This window comes from Leptolyngbya sp. ST-U4 (assembly GCF_039962215.1).
In the GTDB taxonomy this organism is placed as follows: Bacteria; Cyanobacteriota; Cyanobacteriia; order Elainellales; family Elainellaceae; genus Leptolyngbya_A.
Map to the genome: position 1 here is coordinate 1 of NZ_JAMPKZ010000004.1, position 25520 is coordinate 25520.

The 25520-nt window shown below is 50.7% G+C and carries 18 protein-coding genes; 6 read left to right on the forward strand and 12 right to left on the reverse strand.

Going from position 1 to position 25520, the window contains the following annotated elements; genetic code table 11:
• Positions 1–417: 417 nt before the first annotated feature.
• Complete coding sequence (locus NDA02_RS09230; RefSeq protein WP_190789832.1) at positions 418–675, forward strand: hypothetical protein; 258 nt, start codon at positions 418–420, stop codon at positions 673–675.
• A gap of 14 nt (positions 676–689) precedes the next feature.
• Here the strand turns inward: NDA02_RS09230 and NDA02_RS09235 are convergent, their stop codons facing one another.
• Entirely contained in the window at positions 690–2090 is a 1401-nt protein-coding gene (locus NDA02_RS09235; protein ID WP_190789833.1) for an AtzE family amidohydrolase, read from the reverse strand.
• Positions 2087–2290: a DUF4089 domain-containing protein gene (locus tag NDA02_RS09240; RefSeq protein ID WP_190789834.1), complete on the reverse strand. Its 204-nt coding sequence runs from the start codon at positions 2288–2290 to the stop codon at positions 2087–2089. Before NDA02_RS09240 ends, NDA02_RS09235 begins: the two co-directional genes overlap by 4 nt.
• 416 nt (positions 2291–2706) lie before the next feature.
• Here NDA02_RS09240 and NDA02_RS09245 point away from each other — a divergent pair, with 416 nt between their 5' ends.
• Entirely contained in the window at positions 2707–3873 is a 1167-nt protein-coding gene (locus tag NDA02_RS09245; protein WP_199296305.1) for a serine hydrolase, read from the forward strand.
• 100 nt (positions 3874–3973) lie between these two features.
• On the opposite strand, the gene NDA02_RS09250 is transcribed toward NDA02_RS09245, so the two are convergent.
• The 3 genes from NDA02_RS09250 to NDA02_RS09260 all read right to left on the reverse strand — a co-directional run bounded on the left by NDA02_RS09250 (position 3974) and on the right by NDA02_RS09260 (position 6182).
• The gene (locus NDA02_RS09250) at positions 3974–4423 is read right to left on the reverse strand and encodes a hypothetical protein (RefSeq protein WP_190789836.1); all 450 of its coding nucleotides are present in this window, start codon (positions 4421–4423) and stop codon (positions 3974–3976) included.
• A gap of 61 nt (positions 4424–4484) precedes the next feature.
• Positions 4485–5672, reverse strand: coding sequence for an anhydro-N-acetylmuramic acid kinase (locus NDA02_RS09255; RefSeq protein WP_190789837.1), 1188 nt, complete (start codon positions 5670–5672; stop codon positions 4485–4487).
• A gap of 48 nt (positions 5673–5720) precedes the next feature.
• Entirely contained in the window at positions 5721–6182 is a 462-nt protein-coding gene (locus tag NDA02_RS09260) for a peptidoglycan-binding protein (protein WP_190789838.1), read from the reverse strand.
• 714 nt (positions 6183–6896) lie between these two features.
• On the opposite strand from NDA02_RS09260, the gene carB reads away from it, so the two are divergent.
• Positions 6897–10202 carry a carbamoyl-phosphate synthase large subunit gene (carB, locus tag NDA02_RS09265; RefSeq protein WP_190791214.1) on the forward strand — a complete coding sequence of 1102 codons (3306 nt, stop codon included), beginning with the start codon at positions 6897–6899 and terminating at the stop codon, positions 10200–10202.
• Between the two features lie 184 nt (positions 10203–10386).
• On the opposite strand, the gene NDA02_RS09270 is transcribed toward carB, so the two are convergent.
• From NDA02_RS09270 to argC, 5 genes are all read right to left on the reverse strand, one after another.
• The gene (locus tag NDA02_RS09270) at positions 10387–11646 is read right to left on the reverse strand and encodes a glycosyltransferase (RefSeq protein ID WP_190791213.1); all 1260 of its coding nucleotides are present in this window, start codon (positions 11644–11646) and stop codon (positions 10387–10389) included.
• Between the two features lie 120 nt (positions 11647–11766).
• Positions 11767–13179, reverse strand: coding sequence for an O-antigen ligase domain-containing protein (locus NDA02_RS09275; protein WP_190791212.1), 1413 nt, complete (start codon positions 13177–13179; stop codon positions 11767–11769).
• Positions 13180–13278: 99 nt separating this feature from the next.
• On the reverse strand, positions 13279–14415 hold the full coding sequence (locus tag NDA02_RS09280; RefSeq protein ID WP_190791211.1) for a glycosyltransferase family 4 protein: 1137 nt from the start codon (positions 14413–14415) through the stop codon (positions 13279–13281).
• A gap of 140 nt (positions 14416–14555) precedes the next feature.
• Positions 14556–15887, reverse strand: coding sequence for an oligosaccharide flippase family protein (locus tag NDA02_RS09285; RefSeq protein WP_190791210.1), 1332 nt, complete (start codon positions 15885–15887; stop codon positions 14556–14558).
• Between the two features lie 425 nt (positions 15888–16312).
• On the reverse strand, positions 16313–17371 hold the full coding sequence (gene argC, locus NDA02_RS09290) for an N-acetyl-gamma-glutamyl-phosphate reductase (protein WP_190791209.1): 1059 nt from the start codon (positions 17369–17371) through the stop codon (positions 16313–16315).
• A 540-nt stretch (positions 17372–17911) separates the two neighbouring features.
• Here argC and ribBA point away from each other — a divergent pair.
• Positions 17912–19684: a bifunctional 3,4-dihydroxy-2-butanone-4-phosphate synthase/GTP cyclohydrolase II gene (gene ribBA / locus NDA02_RS09295; RefSeq protein ID WP_190791208.1), complete on the forward strand. Its 1773-nt coding sequence runs from the start codon at positions 17912–17914 to the stop codon at positions 19682–19684.
• A 92-nt stretch (positions 19685–19776) separates the two neighbouring features.
• Here the strand turns inward: ribBA and dxr are convergent, their stop codons facing one another.
• Together dxr and selD are read right to left on the reverse strand one after the other, a co-directional pair.
• Positions 19777–20961 (reverse strand): 1-deoxy-D-xylulose-5-phosphate reductoisomerase, encoded by a 1185-nt coding sequence (gene dxr, locus NDA02_RS09300; protein ID WP_190791207.1) that lies wholly within the window; start codon positions 20959–20961, stop codon positions 19777–19779.
• Between the two features lie 233 nt (positions 20962–21194).
• Complete coding sequence (gene selD / locus NDA02_RS09305; protein ID WP_190791206.1) at positions 21195–23591, reverse strand: selenide, water dikinase SelD; 2397 nt, start codon at positions 23589–23591, stop codon at positions 21195–21197.
• Positions 23592–24254: 663 nt separating this feature from the next.
• Between selD and pyrH the strand changes: the two genes are divergently transcribed.
• Positions 24255–24983 (forward strand): UMP kinase, encoded by a 729-nt coding sequence (pyrH, locus tag NDA02_RS09310; protein ID WP_190790691.1) that lies wholly within the window; start codon positions 24255–24257, stop codon positions 24981–24983.
• Positions 24970–25518, forward strand: a complete 549-nt coding sequence (gene frr, locus NDA02_RS09315; protein ID WP_190790690.1) for a ribosome recycling factor — start codon at positions 24970–24972, stop codon at positions 25516–25518. Before pyrH ends, frr begins: the two co-directional genes overlap by 14 nt.
• Positions 25519–25520: the final 2 nt, after the last annotated feature.

A 25520-nucleotide genomic window follows, 5' to 3' on the forward strand; every position in this document is an offset into this window, starting at 1 on the left:
CCGGCGAAAGGCAACTGGGTTGAGGGTTTGGATTTGCGGGTAGAGCATGAGTCATTTCAGTAGGGCTGATCTACTTTCAGCTCTTCTCTTCGATTCGTGCAAGAAGTCTAATCTATTCTGTCAATTTATTTAGATTGCAGGGCATTGCTGAATGGAAATAGGATTCTCGGATAGGGAGTTCTGCGCTAGGGGGGTGTAAACTACCCTTACCGAATTCATCCGTTGGATCAGCAGCCCGATTGCAACGCGAAGCGAATTATACCCGTCTTGAGATTAAGGCTCAGAGTTCAGGGTTATTACCAAGTACAGGTATTAAAATCTGATGAACTTCATCTTATTTCAGTAATTCTATGGCTGCCAAAGTCGATTAAGATAAGCAACAGTACATAAAGCTGTTAAGGTTTATCGCATCCATCTATGGGTAGAAAATCAAAGTCACTCAAGCCCCACCGACTCTACTTCTATGTATTCTGCTGTAGCGTCATGGGCGTTGTGCTGGGTGCAACTGCGAGTCAAGCAGAAATCAATGAGTGTATGACCAGTAGTGCAGTCGATAATTCCTGTCTAACCAAAAGCCCAGTTGTTAAAAAGCTGGAAGGCATGGGCATGGGTTTTTTTGCAGGAGCTGGTGCGGCGATCGGGTCTACCTGGAAGTTTTGGCTCAAGGAAGAATAATCGCCGACCCGCTGCTAATCCGGGATTGAAACAGGTGCGGCTGTAATTCCTTTTGCTTCTAACATCGCTGCTGCTCTTAAGAGCAGAGCCTCTTGATAGGGAGCAGCAATTATTTGCACTCCGACGGGAAGCTGATCAGGGCGGTGAATGGGAACCGAGAGAATCGGTAGCCCAATAAAGGAAAGCGGCTGTGTGTAGAGTCCTAGATTTGGACGAACTAGCATTTCAACCCCGTCTAAAACCATTTTCTCTTGACCAATCAGGGGTGCAGCGCAGGGCGTAGTCGGCGCAAGAATTAAATCGACCTCTTGAAAAATTTCCCTTACCTGATCGCGATACCAGCGGCGAAATCGCTGTGCCTGGAGATACCAGGTGTTTGAAATCATTGCTCCTGCTAAAAATCGATCGCGTGTTGCCGGATCAAAGTCCTGCGGGCAAGTTTTCAGGCGGGGTAAATGCAGGTTGCTTCCCTCAGAAGCCGTAATCACGTAAGCGGCAGCTCTGGCTCGCTGTGCTTCAGGAATTGCGACTTGCTGAGTTGCCGAAAGAGCCTCAGCCACCTGAGCCACAGCAGCAAAGACTTCGGGTTCACCACCCTGAGCGAAATAGCCGTCTGCGATAGCAATGCGTAAGCCGTCAATGCCGCGATCGAGCTGAGGCAGACAAGCCTGGGGAGGACGCAGCGTACAAACAGGATCGGTGGGGTCTGCGCCCTGCATTAGGTCAAATGCCGCTGCAATATCTCGAACCGATCGCCCAAAGGGTCCAATATGGTCAAAGCTGCTGGCAAACAGAAAAACGCCTGCGCGGGACAGTCTACCGTAGGTCGGCTTTAGCCCGTAGATGCCGCAAAATGCCGCAGGAACGCGAATTGAGCCATTGGTATCGGAACCTAGCGTGAGCGGAACCAGTCCGGCAGCAACCGCAGCCGCAGATCCCCCAGAGGAGCCTCCAGCAACCCGGCGCAGATCATGGGGGTTGTGCGTTGCACCATAATGACTATTTTCCGTTACAAAGCCATAGGCATATTCATCCATATTGAGTGTGCCCAACAGGATTGCCCCTGCCCGTCGTAATGCCGCTACTGCATTGGCATCCTGGCTTGCCACAGGACGATTTCGATTAATTTTTGAGCCTGCCAGGGTCGGCAGCCCGGCGACATCAAACAGATTTTTGACGGCAAAAGGGACACCCGCCAGCACTCCAGGGTCTCCCCCGTTGGCAATTGCCCGATCGATCGCGTCGGCATCGGCTAATGCTTGATCTGTCAGGACTTGTGTAAAACTGTTGAGCTTGCTGTCCTGCGCGGCAATCTGGGCGAGGGCTGCTTCTGTTACTGTCCGGGCTGAAACAGTTTCCGATCGCACGGCATCAGCGATCGTCAGCGCATCGGCTTGCTGAAACTCAAACGTCATGGTTCAGGAGTAAAAATAGGGGCAACTTCGATTTCGTCGGGAATCGGAAATTCCATCACGGACTGAGCAATTTGCTGAGTGCGCGCCAAGTTTGCGATGACCCCTGGACGATATTCTGGAGCGATCGGTAGGTCGATTAGTTGAGACATCAAGCTGACAAGGGTATCCAGATCAAGAGAATTTGCGGTTGGATCGGTCATAAGCAGTGAGCGATAAAGGAAAATTGCGGCTAATTGTTCTTTGCTGGCTGAGCCTAACCTTGCAGGCAACGGTACAGCAGAATGAGGAGAAAATCAGTTTTGAACTGCTGAATTTCAATCGAGCTAGCATGAGAGGAAAATAGCCTGAAACTAAAAGCAGGTCAAGGGTCAACAGAAACAGCAGTTCTGGAATGAACGCTAACGCCTATTAGCAGCGAACATTGCAAGGCGCGCTCTATTCTCAGAATGTTCTGACTATCATTCATCGATGAATTGCACTTCAGCTACCGGGCACTCATCGTGCAATCGATCGCAGCATTCTTCCAGGACAAATGATTAAATTTCTCGCAGCCTCAATTCACTGGTCTACGATGTTGTTCCCTGTCCACCTTTCTATCGCATCCGCTCCCGTCATGATGTCACAACAACCAAAGATTTCACCCCAAGCAGCCCTTGAGCGATTGTTTACTGCTCCTGAGATTGAGCGGCAATGGTTTGCAGATTCTTTTTTAAGTCAGGTTCCAGTTTCACCAGAGCAAATCATCCGCGATTTGCAGAACCAGCTAGGAACATTTCAGAGCCTACAGTCCGAAGGAGAAGGCTACCGAGTCGTGTTTGAGCGGGGAAGCTTGGCGGCACTGATTCGGCTGGACGAAACAGAAAAAATTAGCAGCCTTTGGTTTCATGACATTCACTCGAATGCGATCGCCCTACCTGATGCGATCGAACAGTTCCAAGCCCTACCCGGTCAGGTAAGCCTGCTGGTTGTTGAAACAACGGAAACCCCGACAGGGAGTGGGGTTGAATTAGCCTCCCTTAATGCAGACCAGCCGATGGCAGTAGGTTCTACTTTTAAGCTTGCGATTCTGGCTGCATTACATCAGGAAATTCAGGCAGGGCGTTACTCCTGGGCAGATGTTGTCGCACTTGAGCCTCAAGACAAAAGCTTACCGAGCGGCATTTTACAGAACTGGTTTGATGGCGCACTGCTGACCGTTCAAACCCTGGCAACACTGATGATTTCTCAAAGCGACAATACGGCAACCGATCTGCTAATTCGCTGGGTGGGTCGAGAGAAAGTGGAGGAATTTGCGCCGCGCAATCGTCCATTTCTGACCACCCGTGAAGCGTTTGTTCTCAAAGCTGCTCCAAATGCGTCGCTGCTAACGCGCTATCGAGCTGGCAACGAAATTGAGCGACGGCAGCTGTTGTCGGAACTCGTACAAGTATCCCTCCCTGAGGTCACCAGTCTCAGCGATCGTCCGACTGCACTTGATGTCGAATGGTTTTTTACCGCCCGTGAACTGTGCAGCTTGATAGGTCAGGTATCCGATCTGCTACTAACGAGGGTCAATCCAGGTATCAGTCCTGCTGGATGGTCGCAGGTGGCGTATAAAGGTGGCTCGGAACCAGGAGTGTTAAATCTGACGCATGAATTAGTCTCTCAGACGGGCAAACGCTACTGTGTGTCTGCAACCTGGAATGATGCGGATGCTCCTCTCGATGAGAATCATTTCTTCACGCTTTACAGCAGCATGGTATCTGGACTGCAAGATGCTGGACTGCAAGATGCGAACCGTTGAGCCGATCGTTAAGCGGGAGGAGATATGACCAAAAGGGCTAGTGGAATTTTGCAAATGATTCCCGTAGCATTCCAAAGCGAATATCAGACAGCTATGCGATCTACTGATTAGGCTGGCGTTCGACGATCGCTTCCATCGTACTGTCTAGCTGATGCCCCGCCATAATGCTGCTGGAAAGGCAATAGCGATCGGGAGTGAGCTGATGCAGCGTCTCAAATCCGGTGCGTCTTCGCTTGTCGCCTAATGCCCAATAGCGTTGCACGATCGATTCGGGGGCAACCCAGCCTTCGCCTTCGACTCGTCCCAGCAAACTGTGCTGAAGCACAAACGTGTACTGTCGATCGCCTGTGTTGAGCCGTCCGCGATACTGAAAAGAAATCTCGTCCCGATCGCCCCCAGGAAACATGAGCTTTGTGACCATTGTGAACCAGTCATCTCGGCTCCAGGCAACCAGAATTTTTCCCTTGACGGTGACAGGCATTGCATTGCGATCGATCCAGTTGCCCTGCAATATCCAGCGTCCTGATTCCAGCAAAAACGTGTGAGTCACAAGATTTGTTCCTATCATCCTGCCCCGCAGCTGCCGATCGAGTTGCAGACAGCAATCTATGTTAATAACGCGCTGGGGCGAATGCCATGTGGATTTCCCCTAAGGGAACGGCTTGCCGCGCTCCTGTCACTTCCGGGAGATTACCGGGAATGCTCTGGGTACGCCAGTAAGCAAGTACCGCGAATGCGCTTGCCTCTTTATAATCAGCATCCAGGTTAAGCTGATCTGTTGTACTAATCAAGAGTGACTCCAGATTAGCCTGTAATCTCCGTTTCAAGTAGGAATTACGACTGCCGCCGCCGCAGAGAACAACCTCATCAGGTAGGCACGGCAGAAACCGATGATAACTGTCAGCGATCGACACAGCAGTGAGTTCGGTCAATGTTGCTAAAATGTCTGCCTGAGAGAGCGAGTAGGCAGCAGCATCGTTCAAGCATTGCTGGAGATAATCAACCCCAAAAAGCTCACGTCCGGTTGATTTTGGAGGCGGCATCTGGAAAAAATCCTGCTTCAGCCATTCAGTTACAAGTGCATGACAGGGTTTGCCCTGAGCTGCCCAAGCACCATCCACGTCGTAGTGTTGTTGACCGTTGGAAAACTGCTGCACAGCGAGATCAATCAAAACATTGCCTGGTCCGGTATCCCAGCCGTAAGTTGTTTGAGCTAGCGCATGCTTAGAGGCAGCCGCAGGCAAATAGGCTACGTTTCCAATGCCACCAATATTTTGAATACAGCGATCGCGAGTTGAGTGGCGCAGCAAAACGGTATCGATCGCCGGAACGAGTGGCGCGCCCTGCCCCCCAGCGGCAATATCAGCAGCCCGGAAATTACTAACGGTCGTAACGCCTGTTAGCCATGCAATCAATGCGCCTCGTCCAAGCTGAAGACTGTAGCCCAAATTCTGGATGGCTGAGGGGTGGGGTAAAGCCGGATCGAGCGCAGGCGGGCGATGGAAAACGGTTTGTCCGTGGGAGCCAATCAGTTCGGCTGGTGGCAAGCCGTGCTGAATCTCAATTGCAGCCTGGGCAAACTGCGTGGCGATCGCATCGTCAAGATCAGCTAGATCTGTCATCGCAAGCGGTTCCCCTGCACAAACTGCAAGGATTTTCTGGCGCAGGGCTTTAGGATAAGGATAAGTTTTCCCGGCTAATAATTCGAGCTGCAAGCTGAGCGGTGTTCCAGAAACTTCGACAAGAGCGGCATCAATTCCATCGACCGATGTACCGCTGATCAAGCCAATCACTCTCATGCAACTTTAGAGCGCAGCGAAAACAGTTGTCTGCGAATGGCTTTTATCTTACGAGGTTTTTTGCAAGTTATTCCGTAGTGCTGCCCAGGTGAGAGAATTTACAATTCCATCTGCAGGAAGATTATGCTTTAACTGAAAATCAATAACCGCTTTTTGAGTGACAGAACTAAATCGTCCATCAACTTCAACATCTAGATAGCGATGCCTTCTAAGAAGCCATTGAAGCTGCATGACTGCAAGGGGCTTACGAATCCCTTTATACAGTTCAGAATCGTCTGTGACAGAGTAAACCAGCATTTCCCGGAGTGCCTTCCAGGTTTCCAGATTAACAATGCCGCTTGCCTCCAGGTCGTACTCTTGCTGAAACCGAATCACAGCCTCGTTGGTCGATTCATCAAAGAACTCATCGAGCGCGACTAAACTAAATCCGTGCAGGCGCAAAAGCCTTTGTAGCTTTCCAATCTGAGAACCTCGATCACCTTTTGCCAATCGCATATCTGTTGCTTTCACAGCGATAAATTCCCCTTACTGCTTGTATCATTCCCAAATCTAAATAGACGTTTTCAAGCTACTCTATTTCATTTCTTAATCTGCTGCAAAACTAATTTTATTTAGCTAAAAAAGCTTTAATTTCTTCAGATTGAAGCCTTTAGTTTTAACAGGAGTAAATAGTCTATTAGTTAGCTAAGGAAGAAAATGAAGCAGAAAAACTCCTGACTTTGCCAGTTATGTTGGGTTAAATGAGTAACCAATGACCTGCCAAAGCCAGGGGTAGTCGGTGTCGTTCGCTCAGTTATGAGTTAACCCCATAATAGGGAGTTTATTAGTAGAACTCTTCATAGGATTAGCCTAATTTTATCAGTGAGATGGAAGTGTAAATTGTTACAAGCAAGAAAGCTTTTTCATTCAATTCGCGCTTAAAAGCGGTTGACAGATTGACCACTGTATCTTAAAAGATGACGAAAAAGCAGAAATAGGTATCCCGTCATCAAGCTGGCTAGCATCCTCTCATTGCTGCTTTACTTTCTTTTCATGATTTAATTCAGCAGAACAACGATTGGGATCACCAGTAAGCGGAGGAACTGGAAATAGCAAAGCAAAATGAGCAGAGATAACCCAGCTTCGCGGAACTTTACTTTCAAAAAGAATCAGGTGCAGCAAACCGATCGGCCGAATACCCTCTAAAATGGATCGGATTTTAATGATGACCCTGGCACAATTGCTATGCCCCGCCGTAACGATCTCCGTAAGATTCTGCTAATTGGTTCTGGTCCGATTGTGATTGGTCAAGCCTCTGAGTTTGACTATTCAGGAACACAAGCCTGTAAAGCCTTGCGCGAAGAGGGCTATGAGGTGGTGCTGGTCAACTCTAACCCAGCCACGATCATGACCGACCCGGAAACTGCCGATCGCACCTATATTGAGCCGCTTACGCCAGAAATTCTGGAAAAAATTATTGAGCAGGAGCGACCGGACGCAATTCTACCCACGATGGGCGGTCAAACCGCTTTAAACCTGGCAGTATCGTTAGCTAAAAACGGAACCCTTGATCGCTACAAAGTCGAACTAATCGGGGCAAAGCTTCCGGCGATCGAAATGGCGGAGGATCGCAAGCTATTTAAAGAAGCAATGGAGCGGATTGGGGTCGAGGTGTGTCCTTCAGGTCTGGCAAATACACTGCCAGAAGCCCGTGCAATCGGGCAGCAAATTGGTTCCTATCCCTTAATTATTCGTCCGGCGTTTACTCTGGGCGGCACGGGCGGGGGGATCGCCTACAACCAGGAGGAATTTGAAGAGATTGCTCAGTCGGGAATTGATGCGAGTCCGGTTTCGCAGATTTTGATCGAAAAATCGCTGCTGGGCTGGAAGGAATATGAGCTAGAGGTCATGCGCGATCTGGCAGATAACGTAGTGATTATCTGTTCGATCGAAAACCTTGACCCCATGGGAGTTCACACGGGGGATTCGATTACCGTTGCGCCTGCACAAACCTTAACGGATAAGGAATATCAGCGTTTGCGGGATGCCTCGATTAAGATTATTCGCGAAATTGGCGTGGAAACAGGTGGCTCCAACATTCAGTTTGCCGTTAATCCTGAAGACGGAGCTGTGGTGGTGATCGAAATGAATCCGCGGGTGTCTCGTAGTTCTGCCCTGGCTTCTAAAGCAACCGGATTTCCGATCGCTAAAATGGCAGCCAAACTTGCCGTTGGCTATACGCTTGATGAAATTCCCAACGACATTACCAAGAAAACTCCTGCCAGCTTTGAACCCACGATCGATTACGTGGTAACGAAAATTCCCCGTTTCGCCTTTGAAAAATTCCCCGGTTCTCAGGCAGTTCTGACGACGCAGATGAAATCTGTGGGCGAAGCAATGGCGATCGGTCGCACCTTCCATGAGTCGTTTCAAAAGGCACTGCGATCGCTAGAAACCGGACGGGCAGGCTGGGGCTGCGATAAAGCCGAAAAACTGCCGAGCCTAGAGCAAATTCGCGCCGGACTTCGTACCCCGAACCCAGAACGCATTTTCACCGTGCGCCACGCGATGCTGATGGGCATGACCGTCGAGGAAATTTATGAGCTAACGGCGATCGATCCCTGGTTTCTCGACAAAATGCAGCAATTGCTCGACACTGAGAAATTCCTGAAGAAAACGCCGCTTGATAAATTGGCCCGTGAACAGCTTTACGCCGTGAAGCAGCAGGGCTTTAGCGATCGACAAATCGCTTACGCAACTAAGACAACCGAAGATGAAGTTCGCTCCTACCGCAAATCTTTGGGCGTGATCCCGGTTTACAAAACGGTTGATACCTGCGCGGCAGAATTTGAGGCATTTACGCCCTACTACTATTCCACCTACGAGTCAGAAGTTCTGTTGCTGGGTGAAGAACAGGAAATTGATAAGACGGTTGAATCAGAAGTCTTGCCGTCGCAAAAGCGTAAGGTAATGATTCTGGGTGGCGGACCGAACCGCATCGGTCAGGGCATTGAGTTTGATTACTGCTGCTGTCATGCTTCCTTTGCGCTGCAGGCAGACGGATTTGAGACGATTATGGTGAACTCTAACCCAGAAACAGTCTCAACCGACTATGACACGAGCGATCGGCTTTACTTTGAGCCATTGACTAAAGAAGATGTGCTCAACGTCATCGAAGCCGAGCAGCCCGAAGGCATCATTATTCAATTTGGAGGACAAACGCCGCTCAAGCTGGCAGTGCCCCTGAAGCAATCCCTGCAAACCCTCAACACCAAAATCTGGGGAACTTCGCCCGATTCGATCGACATTGCCGAGGACCGTGAGAAGTTTGAAAAGATTTTGCGCGAGCTGGAGATTAAGCAGCCCCCCAACGGCCTTGCCCGCAGCTATGAAGAAGCAGTGCAGGTGGCTCAGCGCGTTGACTACCCGGTGGTCGTGCGTCCGAGCTACGTGCTAGGCGGTCGGGCAATGGAAATTGTTTACTCCAACGAAGAACTCGATCGCTACATGACCTATGCAGTGCAGATTGAGCCAGATCACCCCATCCTGATCGACAAGTTCCTGGAAAATGCGATCGAAGTGGATGTGGATGCAATCGCTGACCACACCGGGCGGGTCGTGATTGGTGGTGTAATGGAACACATTGAGCAGGCAGGCATTCACTCTGGTGACTCGGCTTGCTCAATTCCAACCATTTCGCTGTCTGAGGCAGTGCTGGAAACGATTCATACCTGGACGGTGCAGCTTGCAAAAGCCCTGAACGTCGTTGGACTAATGAACATTCAGTTTGCAGTTCAGGGGGAACAGGTTTATATTCTGGAGGCAAATCCGCGGGCGTCTCGCACCGTTCCGTTTGTCTCGAAGGCGATCGGCGTACCCCTGGCAAAAATGGCTTCCCGAGTTATGGCGGGGATGACGCTTGAATCGTTGGGCTTTACCGAAGAGATCATTCCCAAACACATTGCGGTAAAAGAAGCCGTTCTTCCGTTCTCGAAGTTTCCCGGCACAGACATTATTCTGGGGCCAGAAATGCGATCGACCGGAGAGGTGATGGGCATTGATACAAACTTCGGCACTGCTTTTGCTAAAGCAGAATTAGCCGCCTCCCAAGAGCTTCCGCTTAGTGGAACGGTGTTTGTCTCTATGAACGATCGCGAAAAGCTAGCTGCGGTTCCGGTCGTCAAAGATCTGATTGAACTGGGCTTCAAGATTATTGCAACGGCAGGAACGCGCAAAGTTCTGCAAGAACACGGGCTGGATGTTGATCTGGTGCTTAAACTGCACGAGGGCCGTCCTCATGTGCTGGACTCGATTAAAAACCAGCAGGTGCAGCTCATTATCAACACTCCGATTGGCGAAACTGCTCAGCAGGACGATCGCGTGATTCGCCGCACTGCGCTTTCGTATAAAATTCCGATTGTCACCACGATCGCGGGAGCAACGGCAACGGCAGCCGCAATTCGATCGCTTCAGTCAGAAACCTTGCATGTAAGAGCATTGCAGGACTATATGAAGCAGGACTATATGAAGCAGGACTGTATAAAACAGTAGAAGGGGGAACCCGGCAGCAGAACAGCGAGGTAAGGCAGGGCATACCTCAGGCCCTTGTTGAGCAAAAGCACAAGTGCAAGCAACCGGAGATAGCTTTGAAGGTCGTGGGGGCAATTTGCCCCTATTCACGGCTTTGGCTTTTCCTCAAGCTTTCGCTTGGTCTCACAGTTCTACTTGCACAAGGCTACTGTGCAGAAATCATTGCTTCTGGAGATGGTGGGGCTGAAGTTTCCAGAACTGCGCCAAATAAAGCTGCCAGTTTTCTTGCTTCGATCGCAACATCGTGCTGGAATGCAACTTGTTCTGCCCCTGCCTGCCCCATTTTCTGTAATACTTCTGGAGGAGATTGCAGTACAGCTCGAATTGCTGCCGTAAGAGCTTCTACAGAACCCGCAGGTACAAGCCAACCGCTGACTTCAGGTATTACTAATTCAGGGATTCCGGCAATGTAAGTGCTGATCACAGGGCGATGCAGTGCCAAAGCTTCCATGATTGCCACAGGTAGCCCTTCAGAGAAACTGGGCAGCACAAAGGCACGGGATGCCAGGACTTCCTGACGCACGGAGGAGTTGCTCATCCACCCAGCGATCTCAACGTAATTTTTCAGATTCGATCGCGCAATCAACTCTTCAATCTGTTGCCGTAAAGCTCCGTCTCCCACTAAAACCAGTTTCAGCGAAACTCCTTCTGATACGAGTTGGCGAACGGCTTCAACCAGCAGTAATTGTCCTTTGTCTTCGCACAAACGCCCAACACACACCAGGCGAGGCTCCAATGGAGTTGGCGTTGCAGGCTGAGCCAGAAAGTCTCGATCGACTCCACAATGAACCACAAAAATTTTCGACCATTGCGACTGAGCGCACCAGCGAAATAGCTGACTTTTGCCAAACGAACTTACTGTCACCACGAAAGCCGAGCGTTTGATCTTCTCCACGATCGAGAGTGCGGCGATCGTGTCAAACTCTTCGGGACCGTGAATCGTAAAACTGTAGGGCGGACCGCCGATCGCAGCGCACAGCATCGCTACGGTGGTTGAGTTTGTTCCAAAATGGGCGTGAACGTGCTGAACTCCCGCTTCGGCAAACCATTGCAGTAAAATACAGGCTTCTAACCAGTAGATCAGATGGCGAAGGATGCCGCGATCGGAGGCTCGACCCAGCTTCCAGGCTAATCTCAATCCCCCCAAGACCCCGATCGGCTTTGTGAGTAGGGTCCGAAGCAAGCTGAGCAGCAGGGTGAGCCGATTTTCTTCCAGGAGCGTTCGGGTGAGTTCTGCTTCCTTTTGGTCGAGCGGATCAACGAGTTCTGCTTGGCACGATCGAATCGAGTATCGCAAAACCTCAATTCCACAGGCTTCAACTCCCGCAATTTCGCGCCGAATAAAGCTGTGGCTCACCTTGGGATACTGATTTACGAGGTAGGCAATCCTGAGGGGTGCTCCCATATTTTTCACTAAATTAGTATTTGCTGACGGTGTTCATGCTGGGTCAAAACAGGATGCCGTAAATCGGTTACTACATTGGTTTTCACTCAGGTTGTCCTGTCAAGAGAGCCAAGCTAAAAATTATTGCTGCTGTGCCAGTACCCTTCTAGCAACAGACCGTTGATGGCTTGTAGGAGAGCGGAGCTTTTCGGGCTTCAGCACTAGACCCGCAACCCCTCCGATCGCCAGCACATAGATTGGATTCAAGAGCGCGTTGAACAAACTATCCACCATATATAGACTAATCACGACTAGTAAAGCAGCCGTTGGAGCAACTTTGGGATGTGACCACAATCGAGCCGGATAGCGCAGCCAAGTTAGGGCAGTCACAGGTAAGAGCATCGAGAGCGTCATACTGGCTAATCCAACGGTTCCGTGATGCCCAAAGGCAATAATCCACAAACTATCCTGAACGGTCATCTTGCCATAATTGTCGATTGGTACGCGGGCGCGTCCCCAGCCACCCCAGCCAAACCAGATCCGCTCTCTGGCTTTGTCGGTGAGAAGCTCTTCATTATTGAATCGAAATTCGAGCGACTGAACTCGATCGGGCGGCAGAAAGCCTGAGAGTGCTTCAATAATTTGATCTGTTACATAAGCTGCAGACTCCGCATTGACAAGGAGATAGCCACAAATCAGTGCGGATAGGGCATAAAGAGGCAGGGCAGTGCGAAAATAGCGCGACGAAACGAGTAAGCCGAGTCCTGCCACTAAAAGAAAATAGGCTCCGGTCGAGCGCATTAAAACAAACGTGACAAACAGTGCACCAATCAGCCAATCCATCGGAATGCCCCAAAGCTGCTTCAGCGTGCCCGATCGCCAGAGCCAGATGCCAATCAGCGTTGCTGCCATCATGAACGCAGCTACGGTTAGACCATGCCGCATAAACACGAGCGGTCGAAATCCGCCCAAACGCATTGCCTGTCCAAAATCTGCAAACGCGATATCACCGTAAATGATTCTATGGAGCTGAGGACTCATGCGCGACTCGAATAGGCACAGCGGGGCGTAAACCAGACCACCCACAAAAAGCCCGATCGCAAGTTGCTTTAGCCCGGTCAAACTGTTTAGATAGATCCGTCCCAAAAAGTAAGGAATACCCCAGGTCACGGTTTGATCCAGAACTGCTGCCACGCCGTCGTAGGGTCCTAGCTCGTTCGTCATGGAAGAGATAAACGGGCAAAGACACCAGATTGCCATTGGCAAATCGACCCAGCCAAACCGGAATGAGCTAAAGCGACCAACATCAAAAATAAAAGTTGCCAGCAGCACTCCATAACACGTTGCTGACATCTTAGTGTAGTCAGGCAGCCCCGGCAGAGTTAGCGATGCTTCAGGAAGAAACATCCAGGCAGTGAGGAAGCTAATCACAACTGCCTTTTGCGCCGGAAAGCGAGTGAAGAGATACAGCACGATCGGAATCCAGGCAAACATGACGAGCGGGACAGTGAGGGCAACGTGCCCGCCCGGATTATAAGTTAGCGTAAGCTCCATATCGGTTTCTCCATCACTGCTAGTCGCTCACTACCTAAAGATTTCTTGCACTTGTGTCCTAAAATCTCGTGTCCTAAAATCATTTATTCACTCATTGTTTCAATGCAACAGGCTCTCTGCCTGAGAGGATTTAGGTTGCGAGGTTCGATTCGGCACGGTCTGATGTTTCATGCTGTGATTTAGTGCGGCTTCAAATCGATCGGTTGCATCCTCCCAGGTATAATCAACAGATTTTTGGTATGCTGCATTCGACAGCAGTTGCCATTCTGCATCTGACATTTGACAAACCGCAATAATTGCCTCTGCCATTGCTTCTGGGCTGTTATGGGGAACGAGTAATCCTGCACCGTCTGCCAGCAGTTCTGGTGCGGCTCCGGCTGGCGTACCAATGACCGGAGTCCGGCAAGCCATTGCTTCTAAAATTGGCAGACCAAAGCCCTCGGTGCAGCTCCCAAACAGCCAGGCATCGCACCCAGCATAGTGATCACGCAGCTCGTCCTGAGTCGGTTTGTAGGTAAAGGTCACTTTTGCAGGTGGGATTCGTTCTGCGGGTAGCTTTGACTCGCCAAATGCTAGCAGTCTCAGTTGTGAAACTTTGCTGGCCGCAATTTTAAACGCTTCAAGCACCAGGTCTGAACGCTTCCAAGGCGTTGTGGAGTAAATCATGCCAACGGTTGGAACAGATTGCTTGTGGCGCGGGGGAGCGTAAAACTGCCTTGAATCTACGCTGTTGGGCACAAGCGAAACGCTGCTATTGCCGTACCGATCGCGCATCAAATCTTGTAGCCACCGCGCTACCACAATTTTTTGGAGAGGCAGGGAGTATGTGGATACAGCTTCTGCTTGAGGCAAGTAGTCAAAAACTTCATGATGCTGAATGAAGTGAATCTTGGCGCCCTTAGCCGGAGAAAACTTTGCAACCCAATGAGCCGTCTCCCACCAGGTTGCAATTACAACATCTGCATCAGACACATCTTCATCCTGGACTGGACGAAACCGTTCGAGCAGCTTACAAGTCACGCCGATGTTGTCAAAATGGGACGGCGGTTTTCTAGCTGGAATCAAACCTTTTCCGGCTAGCACTGAGCGAACCTGATCGCGGAGCGTCGGAATTTTAGAAGGGCGAGAAACAACAGATACTTCATGTCCGCGCTCCTGAAGCTTTTTTGCATAGGTTGCAATCACCCGGTCACCGCCCGCAAGCGACAGCCCACCCATCACAAAGGTAATCTTCATCTATTCCCTCTTATCCGCATCAGTGGTTGAACAATTGACTCGTCTTCTGGGCGGCGGCGCAATGAGAATTGAATTCAGTTTGTCGCTGCACCCCCGCCACTTGTCATTCATCAATGCCAGAGCCTTACAAACCAATCAAGTTATAAACCAAAGAAGGAGCGTACTCCAAACATAATGGTCAGGGTGGTCAAAAAGACAGCCGTAGCGAGGATATCTTGCCGGAAGGCACTAATCTGTTCGCGCCATAGTGCATAGCTAACCAGAATCCAGATCGGAATGTTGCTGACCGCAACGCTGACTACAGCTCCCACAGCTCCATAAAGCGAGAAGCCAATTGGAATGCCAATGGCATAAAAAAGGAAACTGAGAAAAGAACCAAAGGCGTTATATCTCGGTTTTCCGATCGCGAACAGAACTGGATCGATCGTCTGGGTCAGCATGAGGGGCCAGGTTCCCAGTGAAATCAGGGGAAGCATCCAACCTGCTGCCGCGTAGCGATCGTCGTAGAGAAAGCTGACCAGCAAATTCCCAAAGCTAATGAATATTGCCAGCCCCACTGCCAGAACGAGCAAAATCGGCTGACGATTTCGCAAAATCTTCTGCCGAAATTCAGAGCGGGGTAGCTCAGTCATTCTGGAGTAGGTCGGAAAGATCACTTTATTACTGACTGCCAGCAGCAACGATCGCGGCATATCTGCTAGCGCAAAGGCAATGCCATAAACGCCCAGCATTTCAAGGCTAAACAGCTTACCCAGGATCAACCGATCGGATTGGTTTGCTAGAAAAGTCATCACGGTGGAAATAAAGATCCACTTGCCAAAGCCAATCAGCTCTCTAACTGCACTGCGATCCCATGTCAGGCGATTGGGTTTACCTTTGTTGAGCTGGTGACTCCGAATGAGATGAAATATCGAGGAACTAAGACTACCCCCTACCAATGCCCAGACTGAAGGATAAAGCACCGCCCAGATGAGCATCACGGCTAATGAAATGACCTGCCCTGACAACTCGTAGATTGCAAGCTGCTTAACGGACAAATGGCGATTGAGGGTGAAAATGGCGGTTGAGTTGAAACCTCCGAGAGCCGAGCTTAGCCCAACGATCGGTAGCAGCAAAGCAAGACGCGGCTCGTTGTAAATTTGGGAAGCTGGAAAAGCAAGAACTAGACAGCCTAACCACAGCAGAAAACCGCGGATGATTTGCATCGTCCAGGCAGTATTCAAAAAGTCAGGCTCGTCGCCTCGCTTATTCTGAACAATGCTGGTATGGATTCCCAAGTCTGAGAATAGAACTAAGCCAGTAATAAAGACATATACCAGGCTCATCAGCCCAAACAGCTCCGGCAAAAGCAGGCGGGTGAGGATAACGTTGCTACCAAAGCGTAGCAGTTGACTGATTCCGTAGGCGGTAACCGTCCAGATCGCCCCCCGAATTGCCTGCTTTTTAATCGAGTTCGTGCTAAGGGATGCCATAGTAATACTTCTATAAGTCTGATCGGGCAGGTAGCTTGCTTTTTGAGGAACCAATACTCCTTCGCCAAATTTAGGCAAAATGAGAGCTTTAACAGCGACCTATCGGAAGACCAGTGACAATCAGCTAATACCGCGAATGGCATCCGCAGCGAACGAGTTAAGACTCAGAATGAGACAAAACCGTCGCTTTTAAATGTCAAAGCGCAGGGACTTGCTGAATGTCTTGGATTACTAGTTCCTTAACTTATGAAATCCCAAAAGCGTGATTCTGACGATCGATTTTCAGTAGCTTTACTTTTTCTTGTTAGGAAACGGTGATTGTTTAGGGGATCGATAAAGCAATATTTATGTTCTGTTCGCAATTTAACCGTGCTTTCCCAGCCGGGCGCAGGAAAAGCAAAGTCAGTAAATTTACCAATCCTAAATTAGGGATAGAAGCTGAGTTGAGGAAGTCCGAGCGTTTCTTCCCAGCCCATCATCAAGTTAAGGCACTGAATTGCCTGCCCTGCCTGCCCTTTCAGCAAGTTGTCGATTGCAGATATCACAATCACGCGATCGGTACGAGGATCAACCTCAATGCCGATATAGCAAAGATTTGTACCGCACGCCCATTTAGTTTGCGGGTAGACTCCACTGGGCAGCACCCGCACCCAGGGAGAGGAACGATAAAACGCCTGATAAATCGTAATCAGGTCATCCCGCACGAGTCCTGGATCGCGCAGGGTTGAGTAGACCGTCGCCAAAATTCCTCTCACCATCGGAATGAGGTGCGGCGTGAACTGAATGAGAACCTCGTGCCCTGCCAGATCACTGCAAACCTGCTCAATTTCCGGGGTATGGCGATGCCGCCCCACGTTATAAGCTCCCAGCGATTGATCGGCTTCTGCCAGCAGCAAATTAGTTTTGGCTTGTCGCCCGCCGCCGGATGTGCCTGATTTTGCGTCGATAATGGCAGACTCCGGCACGACTAACCCCTGCTTTAGGAGTGGCGACAGTGCCAGCAGGCTTGCGGTGGGATAACACCCCGGACAGCCCACAAGCTGCGCGTCGGCAATGCGATCGCGATACAGTTCGGGCAGCCCATACACCGCCGTTTCAGCAATGTCTCGATCGGTACGCTGCCTGCCGTACCAGGTTTCATAGGTATCCAGATTGCTAAAGCGATAGTCTGCCGATAAATCCAGCACTTTGCAGCCTTTTGCAAGCAGCGCAGGAGCCATCTCACAGGCTAGACCATTGGGCAGCGACAGAAAGACGACTCGACAGCGATTGCCAATTTCGTCCAGGTCGATCGGCTCGATCATCAGCTTCGTGTAGTGTCCTAGATGAGGATACAGCTCTGAGAACGGTTTACCCGCGCTGCTTTCCCCACCCAGATAAACCAGTTCCAGCTTGGGATGATCAGCCAACAACCGCACGAGCTGAACGCCCCCATAGCCCGATGCGCCGATAATGCCAACGGGTATCCGTTCTGAATCCCCCATGATGCTCTGTTACTCCAAATTTAAGAGAAATACAATTTGGTAAAAATACAATAGGGTAACTCGATAAGCTACGTCTATCAAAAGCAAAATTTTAGTCTGAATCCGGTTTCGTTGCCGAAAAACAAAAAGGCAAATTCGCACTACTGCTGCTTACAATACGAGCCGGCTGTATTTGGCTTGATTAACCCGACTGACTCAGGGGATGTGCAAGTTGGCAACTTAGATCTCAGCAGCTCAAACTTTAGCAGCCTAGACGATAGGGATTTCTCGCAGGGTTGGCACTCTGCTTGCCCCAATTGGACGGAGAAGAGGCCTATCCCATAAGAGAATTACACAGAAATTGAAAGAGCTGCACGGGGTGTTACTGGAGATCGGCGATCGTACTGGCTGAACTGAATTAAATAAATTTAACATTAGAGTATAGAGGTGAGCCTGCAAATTGGGGAAAGCGATACAAAAGGACTGCTGTACGATTTTCATTGGCAGCCTCCCCTGTACTCATCAACTAATGACTGAATTCATTCAAAATTGGGGCGATTAATGGTGGAACCGCTACATGGGCAAGAGCATTCTTTTTCAGGTTCAGACACGGCGTTTCAGTTTGATTCGATCGAGGCGGCTCTGGCAGATCTGAAGGCAGGACGATCGATCGTTGTGGTAGACGATGAAAACCGCGAAAACGAAGGCGACATTATTTGTGCGGCTCAGTTTGCCACACCGGACATGATTAACTTCATGGCGGTTGAAGCACGAGGATTGATTTGCTTGGCAATGACGGGCGATCGGCTAGATGAGCTAGATCTGCCCCTGATGGTGAGTAGCCGTACCTTTGAAGACAGCAACGAACAAACCGCTTTTACCGTCAGCATCGACGGAGCGTTGCATTTGGGAGTTTCGACAGGCATTTCGGCAGACGATCGCGCCCGTACCATTCAGCTTGCGATTAATCCAAATACGAAACCGGAGGATCTGCGTCGTCCCGGTCACATTTTTCCGCTGAGGGCAAAAGAGGGCGGCGTTTTGAAGCGGGCAGGGCACACCGAAGCGGGCGTTGATCTGGCGCGGCTGGCAGGACTGTATCCGGCAGGGGTGATTTGCGAGATCCAGAATCCGGATGGCTCAATGGCGCGATTGCCGCAGCTGATCGACTATGCTCAGCATCACCAGCTCAAAATTATCAGCATTGCGGATTTAATTAGCTATCGGCTCCAGCATGAGCGGTTTGTGCAGCGGGAGGCTGTTGCCGAGCTACCCACTCAGTTCGGGCATTTTCAGGTGTATGCCTACCGGAATCAGCTCGATAACTCAGAGCATTTGGCGATCGTGAAAGGCGACCCAGCGACCTTTAAAGACAAGACCGTGATGGTGCGGGTTCACTCGGAATGCCTGACCGGAGACGCGCTTGGCTCCCTACGATGTGATTGTCGGATGCAGCTTCAGGCTGCCCTAAAAATGATCGAGAATGCAGGCGAGGGCGTAGTCGTTTATCTGCGGCAAGAGGGTCGTGGAATCGGGCTAGTCAACAAGCTCAAGGCATACTCGCTGCAAGACATGGGGCTGGATACGGTTGAGGCAAACGAAAAGTTGGGATTCCCTGCCGATCAGCGAAATTACGGCATTGGCGCACAGATTCTTAATGATGTGAAAGTGCAGAAGTTTAGCCTGATTACCAATAATCCGCGCAAGATTGCCGGATTGAAGGGCTACGACTTAGAGATGGTCGATCGGGTGCCGCTGCTCATTGAGGCAACGACCTACAATGCTGATTACCTGGCAACCAAAGCCGAAAAGCTAGGACATTTGCTGCTAAGAACTTATCTGGTCACGGTGGCGATTCAGTGGCAGGACGATTCTTCGATCGGAGACACTTCGACCCATCGCCTTTCTGTTACCGATCGCTATGAGCGACTGGAAAAAATTCGTGCCTTGACGCAAAGTCAGGATTTGTTGCTGCAAGAAGAAGCCCGCTCGCTGGCGATCGCCCTCTTTGGGAATTCATCGCTGATTTTTCATCTGGGCTTTGACCAGGTCGATCTGTCTCCTCCAAACTGGTATCAGCAGCCAGATCACCCTTATGTCAAAGCGATCGGCAAAATTCTAGATGAGCTAACAGGCTGGCGATCGGTCAAGCAGCTTGAATTCCTGATTGCCACAGGACAAGATCCGCTTAGCAACCTTCAGGTAAAGCTCGACCGTCAAATTTTCCGCCTCGATCGGGCACATCCTGAAACTAACGTGATGCCGTCGCAGGTCTGCAAGCAGCTTGAGACTCAGCGAATTTTTGTGTTTTCAGAGCATCCGGTGATCGATTAAAGGATAGTGCGGGTTTTGCTCCCCGTGTTCATTCTGGCAACTGCGATCGTTCGTGCTCTGATGCTGTCTGGATTTGAGCGATTAAACGAGGACTAGGCAACATTGATCGATCGGGCGGTTTCGCTGGCGGCGAGGACTTCTTGGCGTGCCCAGCGATCGGCTTCCAGAATATCCTCCAGCGTTGGGGCGGAGCGGTGGTGTGACTGGTGACGATCGCACACCGTTTCGATTAGGTGGGGGATGTCGAGGAAGCGAATTTTTTCTTCCAGGAATAGCGCGACTGCCTGTTCGTTTGCCGCATTTAGGACTGCTGGCATGCTTCCGCCCGATCGCCCGGCTGCATAGGCAAGTTGCATACAGGGGTATTTCTCGTGATCGGGAGCGCGGAAGGTGAGGCTGCCTGCTTTCACAAGGTCGAGCCGTTCCCAGTCGGTGTAGATTCGCTCTGGGTAGGAGAGGGCATAAAGCAGGGGCAAGCGCATATCTGCCCAGCCCAACTGTGCCAGCACCGAGGTGTCTTGAAGCTCGATCAGCGAGTGGATAATGCTTTGCGGATGGATGACGATCTCAATGCCGTCATAGTCCATGCCAAACAGATAGTGTGCTTCGATCACTTCTAAGCCTTTGTTCATCAGGGTGGCAGAGTCAATCGTGATTTTGCGTCCCATCGTCCAGTTTGGGTGCTTCAGCGCGTCTGCAACTGTCACTGAAGTCAGCTTTTCGACAGGCAGATCGCGGAATGCTCCACCGGAAGCCGTCAGCAGAATTTTTCGCAGTCCGCCAACCGGAATGCCCTGAAGACACTGGAAGATTGCTGAATGCTCGGAGTCTGCCGGAAGCAGTTTGACCCCATGCTTTTCAACTAACGGCAATACTACAGGACCGCCTGCGATCAGGGTTTCTTTGTTCGCTAGCGCAATGTCCTTCCCTGCCTGAATTGCAGCGATCGTTGGTAGTAAACCCGCACAGCCCACAATACCCGTGACGACTGCTTCTGAATCTCCGTACCGTGCCGCTTCCACGACTCCGGCTTCACCGCTCACCAGAATTGGCTGGGGATCGAGATCTGCAATCGCTTCCTTCAGGGTGGGCAAGTGTGCTGCGTTGCCGATCGCGACTATCTCTGGGCGAAATTGCCGCACCTGCTGCGCCAACAGCTCGACATTGTTTCCAGCCGCCAGCCCGACAATCCTAAACTGATCGGGATACTGCGCCACGATATCGAGAGTTTGAGTGCCAATAGATCCCGTTGATCCCAGGAGAGTAATTGCTTTCACGATCGGTTCACAATGAGCAGCAATCTAACTATAGGACGAGAGGGGATCGAAGCGAGAGAGGAGTCAGAGGATGTTTGAAACGTCATGAATGTCCTGCATTGCCCCCTAGATCCTCAATGAATGGGGAACTTTGAAACTTAAGCAGCTCTGGCTGCCCTGTAATGGGAGCGATTGAACGAGTAGGATGGGGTGTGCAGCATAACTTATATGCATTAGCCGGGATTCGAGGTTGCCTAGTAGGGCATTGTATTGGTGATGCGAATCGGTGTAGCGGCATTTTCGGGAGTCGCAGAAATAACCTGTCCGACAATTCGGCCGTCTGAATAGCCTGCGTTTTTCAAAGCCGCCAGACAGTCCCTCGCCTGATCGCCTGGTACGCTTGCTAATAGTCCACCTGAGGTTTGCGGATCACATAGCAGGGGGTAAAGGGGATGATGGACGGGTGGATTTTTGATGAAGCGACTCGCGCCAAAGTTTTGTGGGTGCAGTGAACTGAGAAAGCCTTGCTGCACTGTTTCTTTTGCGCCTTCTAGAATCGGCAGTGCGTTGAGGTCGAGATCGATCGCCACCCGAGAAGCATTAACCATTTCTATTAAATGTCCCAGTAGCCCAAAGCCAGTGATGTCCGTGCAGGCTGTTGTGTTGGATTGCCGTAGAGGTTCGATCGCAAATTGATTGGATAAACGCATCGAGTCGATCGCCCCTTCAATCCAGCGTCCTTTTGCCCGAAGCTGCATATTTGCCGCAAAAAGCGTTCCTGTTCCCAGAGGCTTGGTGAGAATCAGAGCCTGTCCGGGCTGCATCCCGCCTTTTTTCCAGAGCTGATCTGCTGTTGCTAAGCCGTTGCAGCTTAAGCCAAACGCTAGTTCTCCGCCTTCGATCGTGTGTCCGCCGATGAGCACGGCGTTTGCCTGGTGCAGCACTTCGATCGCCCCTGAAAGCACTTGATACAGCGTTTCTTCCTGCTTGGTAGTGGTTCCATAAGGAAGGGTGACGATCGCCAGCGCACTTTGAGGCATTGCCCCCATTGCAAACAGATCGCTCAGCGCATGATTTGCCGCAATTTGCCCGAAGATAAAGGGGTCACTGAGGAGCGATCGAAAGTAGTCTACGGTCTGCACCATAACCTGACCCGACGGAACACTAACCACCGCCGCATCATCGGGGGCATCGAGTCCAATCAAAATATCGGGGCGATTTAGAACGGGGGGACGCGATTGATTGATTCGGTTCAGAGCAAGCTGAAGCACCGAACTGCCTACTTTTGAGCCACACCCCGCGCAGTGCATCGAAGGAGGGACATCGGCAGCAAAAGGTTTCGCATCTATCGACATCATCGGTTCTAGACTCGTGAATTTCTCCATAAACCGTCGATCGATCGAATCTTTCCACTTCCAGAAAATTGGATGAGGACCAAAGCTGAGATTTCCACGGGAGGCAATTGCTGTTCGCTTTAACTGACCTGCTTCTGGAGAATCGCCCGTTCCTACCAGAATCAAAAATTCTTTTTGCGGTTTGAACGGCTGCGGATCTTTGCCCTGCAACACGCGCCGCAGATTATTTGCCAGAGGTTTGCCCTGTCGCACCGCAAACACGCCTGCTTTTGGACGGGGATGATTCACCATGCTCGCCACATCACCCGCTGCAAACACCTGAGGATGGGAGATCGATCGCAGCCGATCGTCTACCAGCAGGAAGCCGCGATCGTCTGTTTTCAGCCCAGAATCCGCTAGCCATGAAGCTGCCGAAGCTTGCGTCACCCAAAACACTTCTGTAACGGGGATCGTTAGACCAGATTCGCAGTGAATTTCTTTTAGCGTCTGGCTTGGCTGAGCTGGGGAATCAGGGGTTGAATTTGAGAGCGTTACACTGCCTCCTCTGTTCTCTTTTCTGCCTTCCAAACCTGGGGGACTTTGAGCAGGTACGGCCCGAATTTCACAGACTGTTTCGCTCAGGTGCAGGTGAATGCCTCGATCGCGCATCACACGCTCAAGTTGCCGTCCCAATCGAGGATGCCTTTCTGGGACAAGCCGATCGCCCTTATGGAACAAATGCAGTTCGGGAATCGAGGGCTGTCCAGATGTTTGTTGCATTTGCCGTAGCCGTGCCTGAAGTCCCAAGATTAGCTCCACGCCACCCGCTCCGCCACCGACCACTGCCAATCGCATTGAAGAATCAGACTGTTGCCCAATTCGCTCGATGACCTGATCCCATCGCTGCAAAAACTGAGAAATCGGCTTTACCGGAATCGCGTACTCCGCCGCCCCCGGAACTGTGACTGCGGCAGGCGTACTGCCAATATCGATTGACAAAAGATCAAAGGCGATCGGCGGACGATTCGCAAACAAAACGCAATTTTCTTTCAGGTCTAACCCAATGGCGCGATCAACAATCATCTGCCCCTGAGCCAACTCACAAAGCGGACGCAGATCGATATGGCATTCGTCGAACTGGTATGCCCCTGCGATATAACCCGGCAGCATTCCCGAATAGGGCGTATGCGACACATCAGCAATCAGCGTCAACTGCACTCCCGGAACCGGGTTCATGCCGAATTGTTTTAGGACGATCGCATGGCTATGCCCCCCGCCGATGAGTACGAGGTCTTTGAGGATTGGCGACGACTGCATCACAATTACAGAAACACGTCAGTCTCTACCGTAGCGTTGAATTCGGTGGGTGAGGGGGCGATCGGTGGGTGAGGAGATGGGAAGAGCTTTACAAGCTTGGGTAACTCAAAATTCTACAGTAATGACTCTGATGAGTTCTCTATATCCTGCTTAAACTTCTGCTGAATCTCATCCGGCAAAGTTTCCAACGTAAAAGGCTGTACCTCACCCTGATACAGGAGTTGCTTAATCACCTCATACTTAGAACTTAGCTCTTTATTAAGCTGCACCCAGAGCCGCAGCCCTTCTCGAACCCAAATTTTTAGTGCTTCTTCACTGGGAAAGCTGGAGTTATACGGATATTCATCTTCATAGGTGTTGTTATAAACTTCCTGCCATCCTAGAAGACGCTGGAGTGTTTCTTGCCTAATGGGAAGCTGAGCAGGGTCAAAGTCTCCAAACCTAAGCCCATCGTCATACCAAGTGGGCCAGCGCTACTACAATCAACCTTCAACTCAAATCTGAAAGCCATTGCCACCGCCCCAAACCTACAGAAAAACTCACCCTATCCCCTCATTATCCCTATCTTCCCAACTCCTCACCCATCCCTCCATCCACTCTTCACCCCCTCCCCACCTCTGCTATCTTTAGTTGGAAGCGTCTTGAGCAAAAAGAAATATTTTCATGGGACTTACTTACCAGCGCGTTTTGCTGAAGCTGAGCGGCGAGGCACTGATGGGCGATCTGTCTTACGGGATTGACCCGTCTGTGGTTCAGAGTATTGCAGAAGAAGTAAAAGAAATTGTTTCAGCAGGGGTGCAGACCGCGATCGTTGTAGGGGGCGGCAATATTTTTCGGGGTGTGAAAGGGGCAGCCGCCGGAATGGATCGGGCAACCGCAGACTATATCGGCATGATTGCGACCGTTATGAATGCGATGACCTTGCAGGATGCCCTGGAACGGCTCGAAGTTCCCACACGGGTGTTGAGTGCGATCGAGATGCAGGAAGTAGCAGAACCCTATATTCGGCGGCGGGCGATTCGTCACCTGGAGAGAGGGCGGGTCGTGATTTTTGGAGCAGGGTCAGGAAATCCGTTCTTTACCACTGATACAACGGCTGCCCTGAGAGCGGCTGAAATCAATGCAGAAGTGGTGTTTAAGGCAACTAAGGTGGACGGGGTGTATGACTCCGATCCCAAGAAAAATCCGAAGGCGCGTCGCTACCAAAGCCTGACCTATAGCCACGTTTTAACCGAAGACCTGAAGGTGATGGATACCACTGCGATCGCCTTGTGTAAAGATAACAATATCCCCATTATTGTGTTTGACCTTTCCGTGGCGGGCAATGTTCGTCGAGCAGTGATGGGAGAGTCGATTGGAACGATTGTTGGAGGGTCTTGTGAAATTAGCTGACGTTGAAAGCCACATGCAGAAAGCCGTTGAGGCAACTCAACGATCGTTTAACACCATCCGAACTGGACGCGCCAATACTTCTTTGCTCGATCGCGTCACGGTTGAATACTACGGCACTCCAACCCCGCTCAAATCGCTTGCCAACATCAACACACCAGATGCCAGCACGATCACCATTCAGCCTTACGATCGTAATACGATGAACCTGATCGAAAAGGCAATCAGTCTATCGGACATTGGCTTAACGCCCAATAACGACGGCTCCACAATTCGCCTGAACATTCCGCCTCTAACGAGCGATCGGCGTAAAGAGCTGGTGAAAATGGCGGCAAAAATGGCAGAAGAAGGCAAAGTCTCGATTCGCAATATTCGTCGAGATGCGATCGACTCAATCCGCAAGCAGGAAAAGAGCGGCGATGTTTCGGAAGACGAAGCGCGGGATACGCAAGACAGCGTTCAGAAGCTGACAGACAAATTCATTCAGAAGATTGAGCAGATTCTTTCCGAGAAAGAGTCCGACATTATGACGATTTAAGA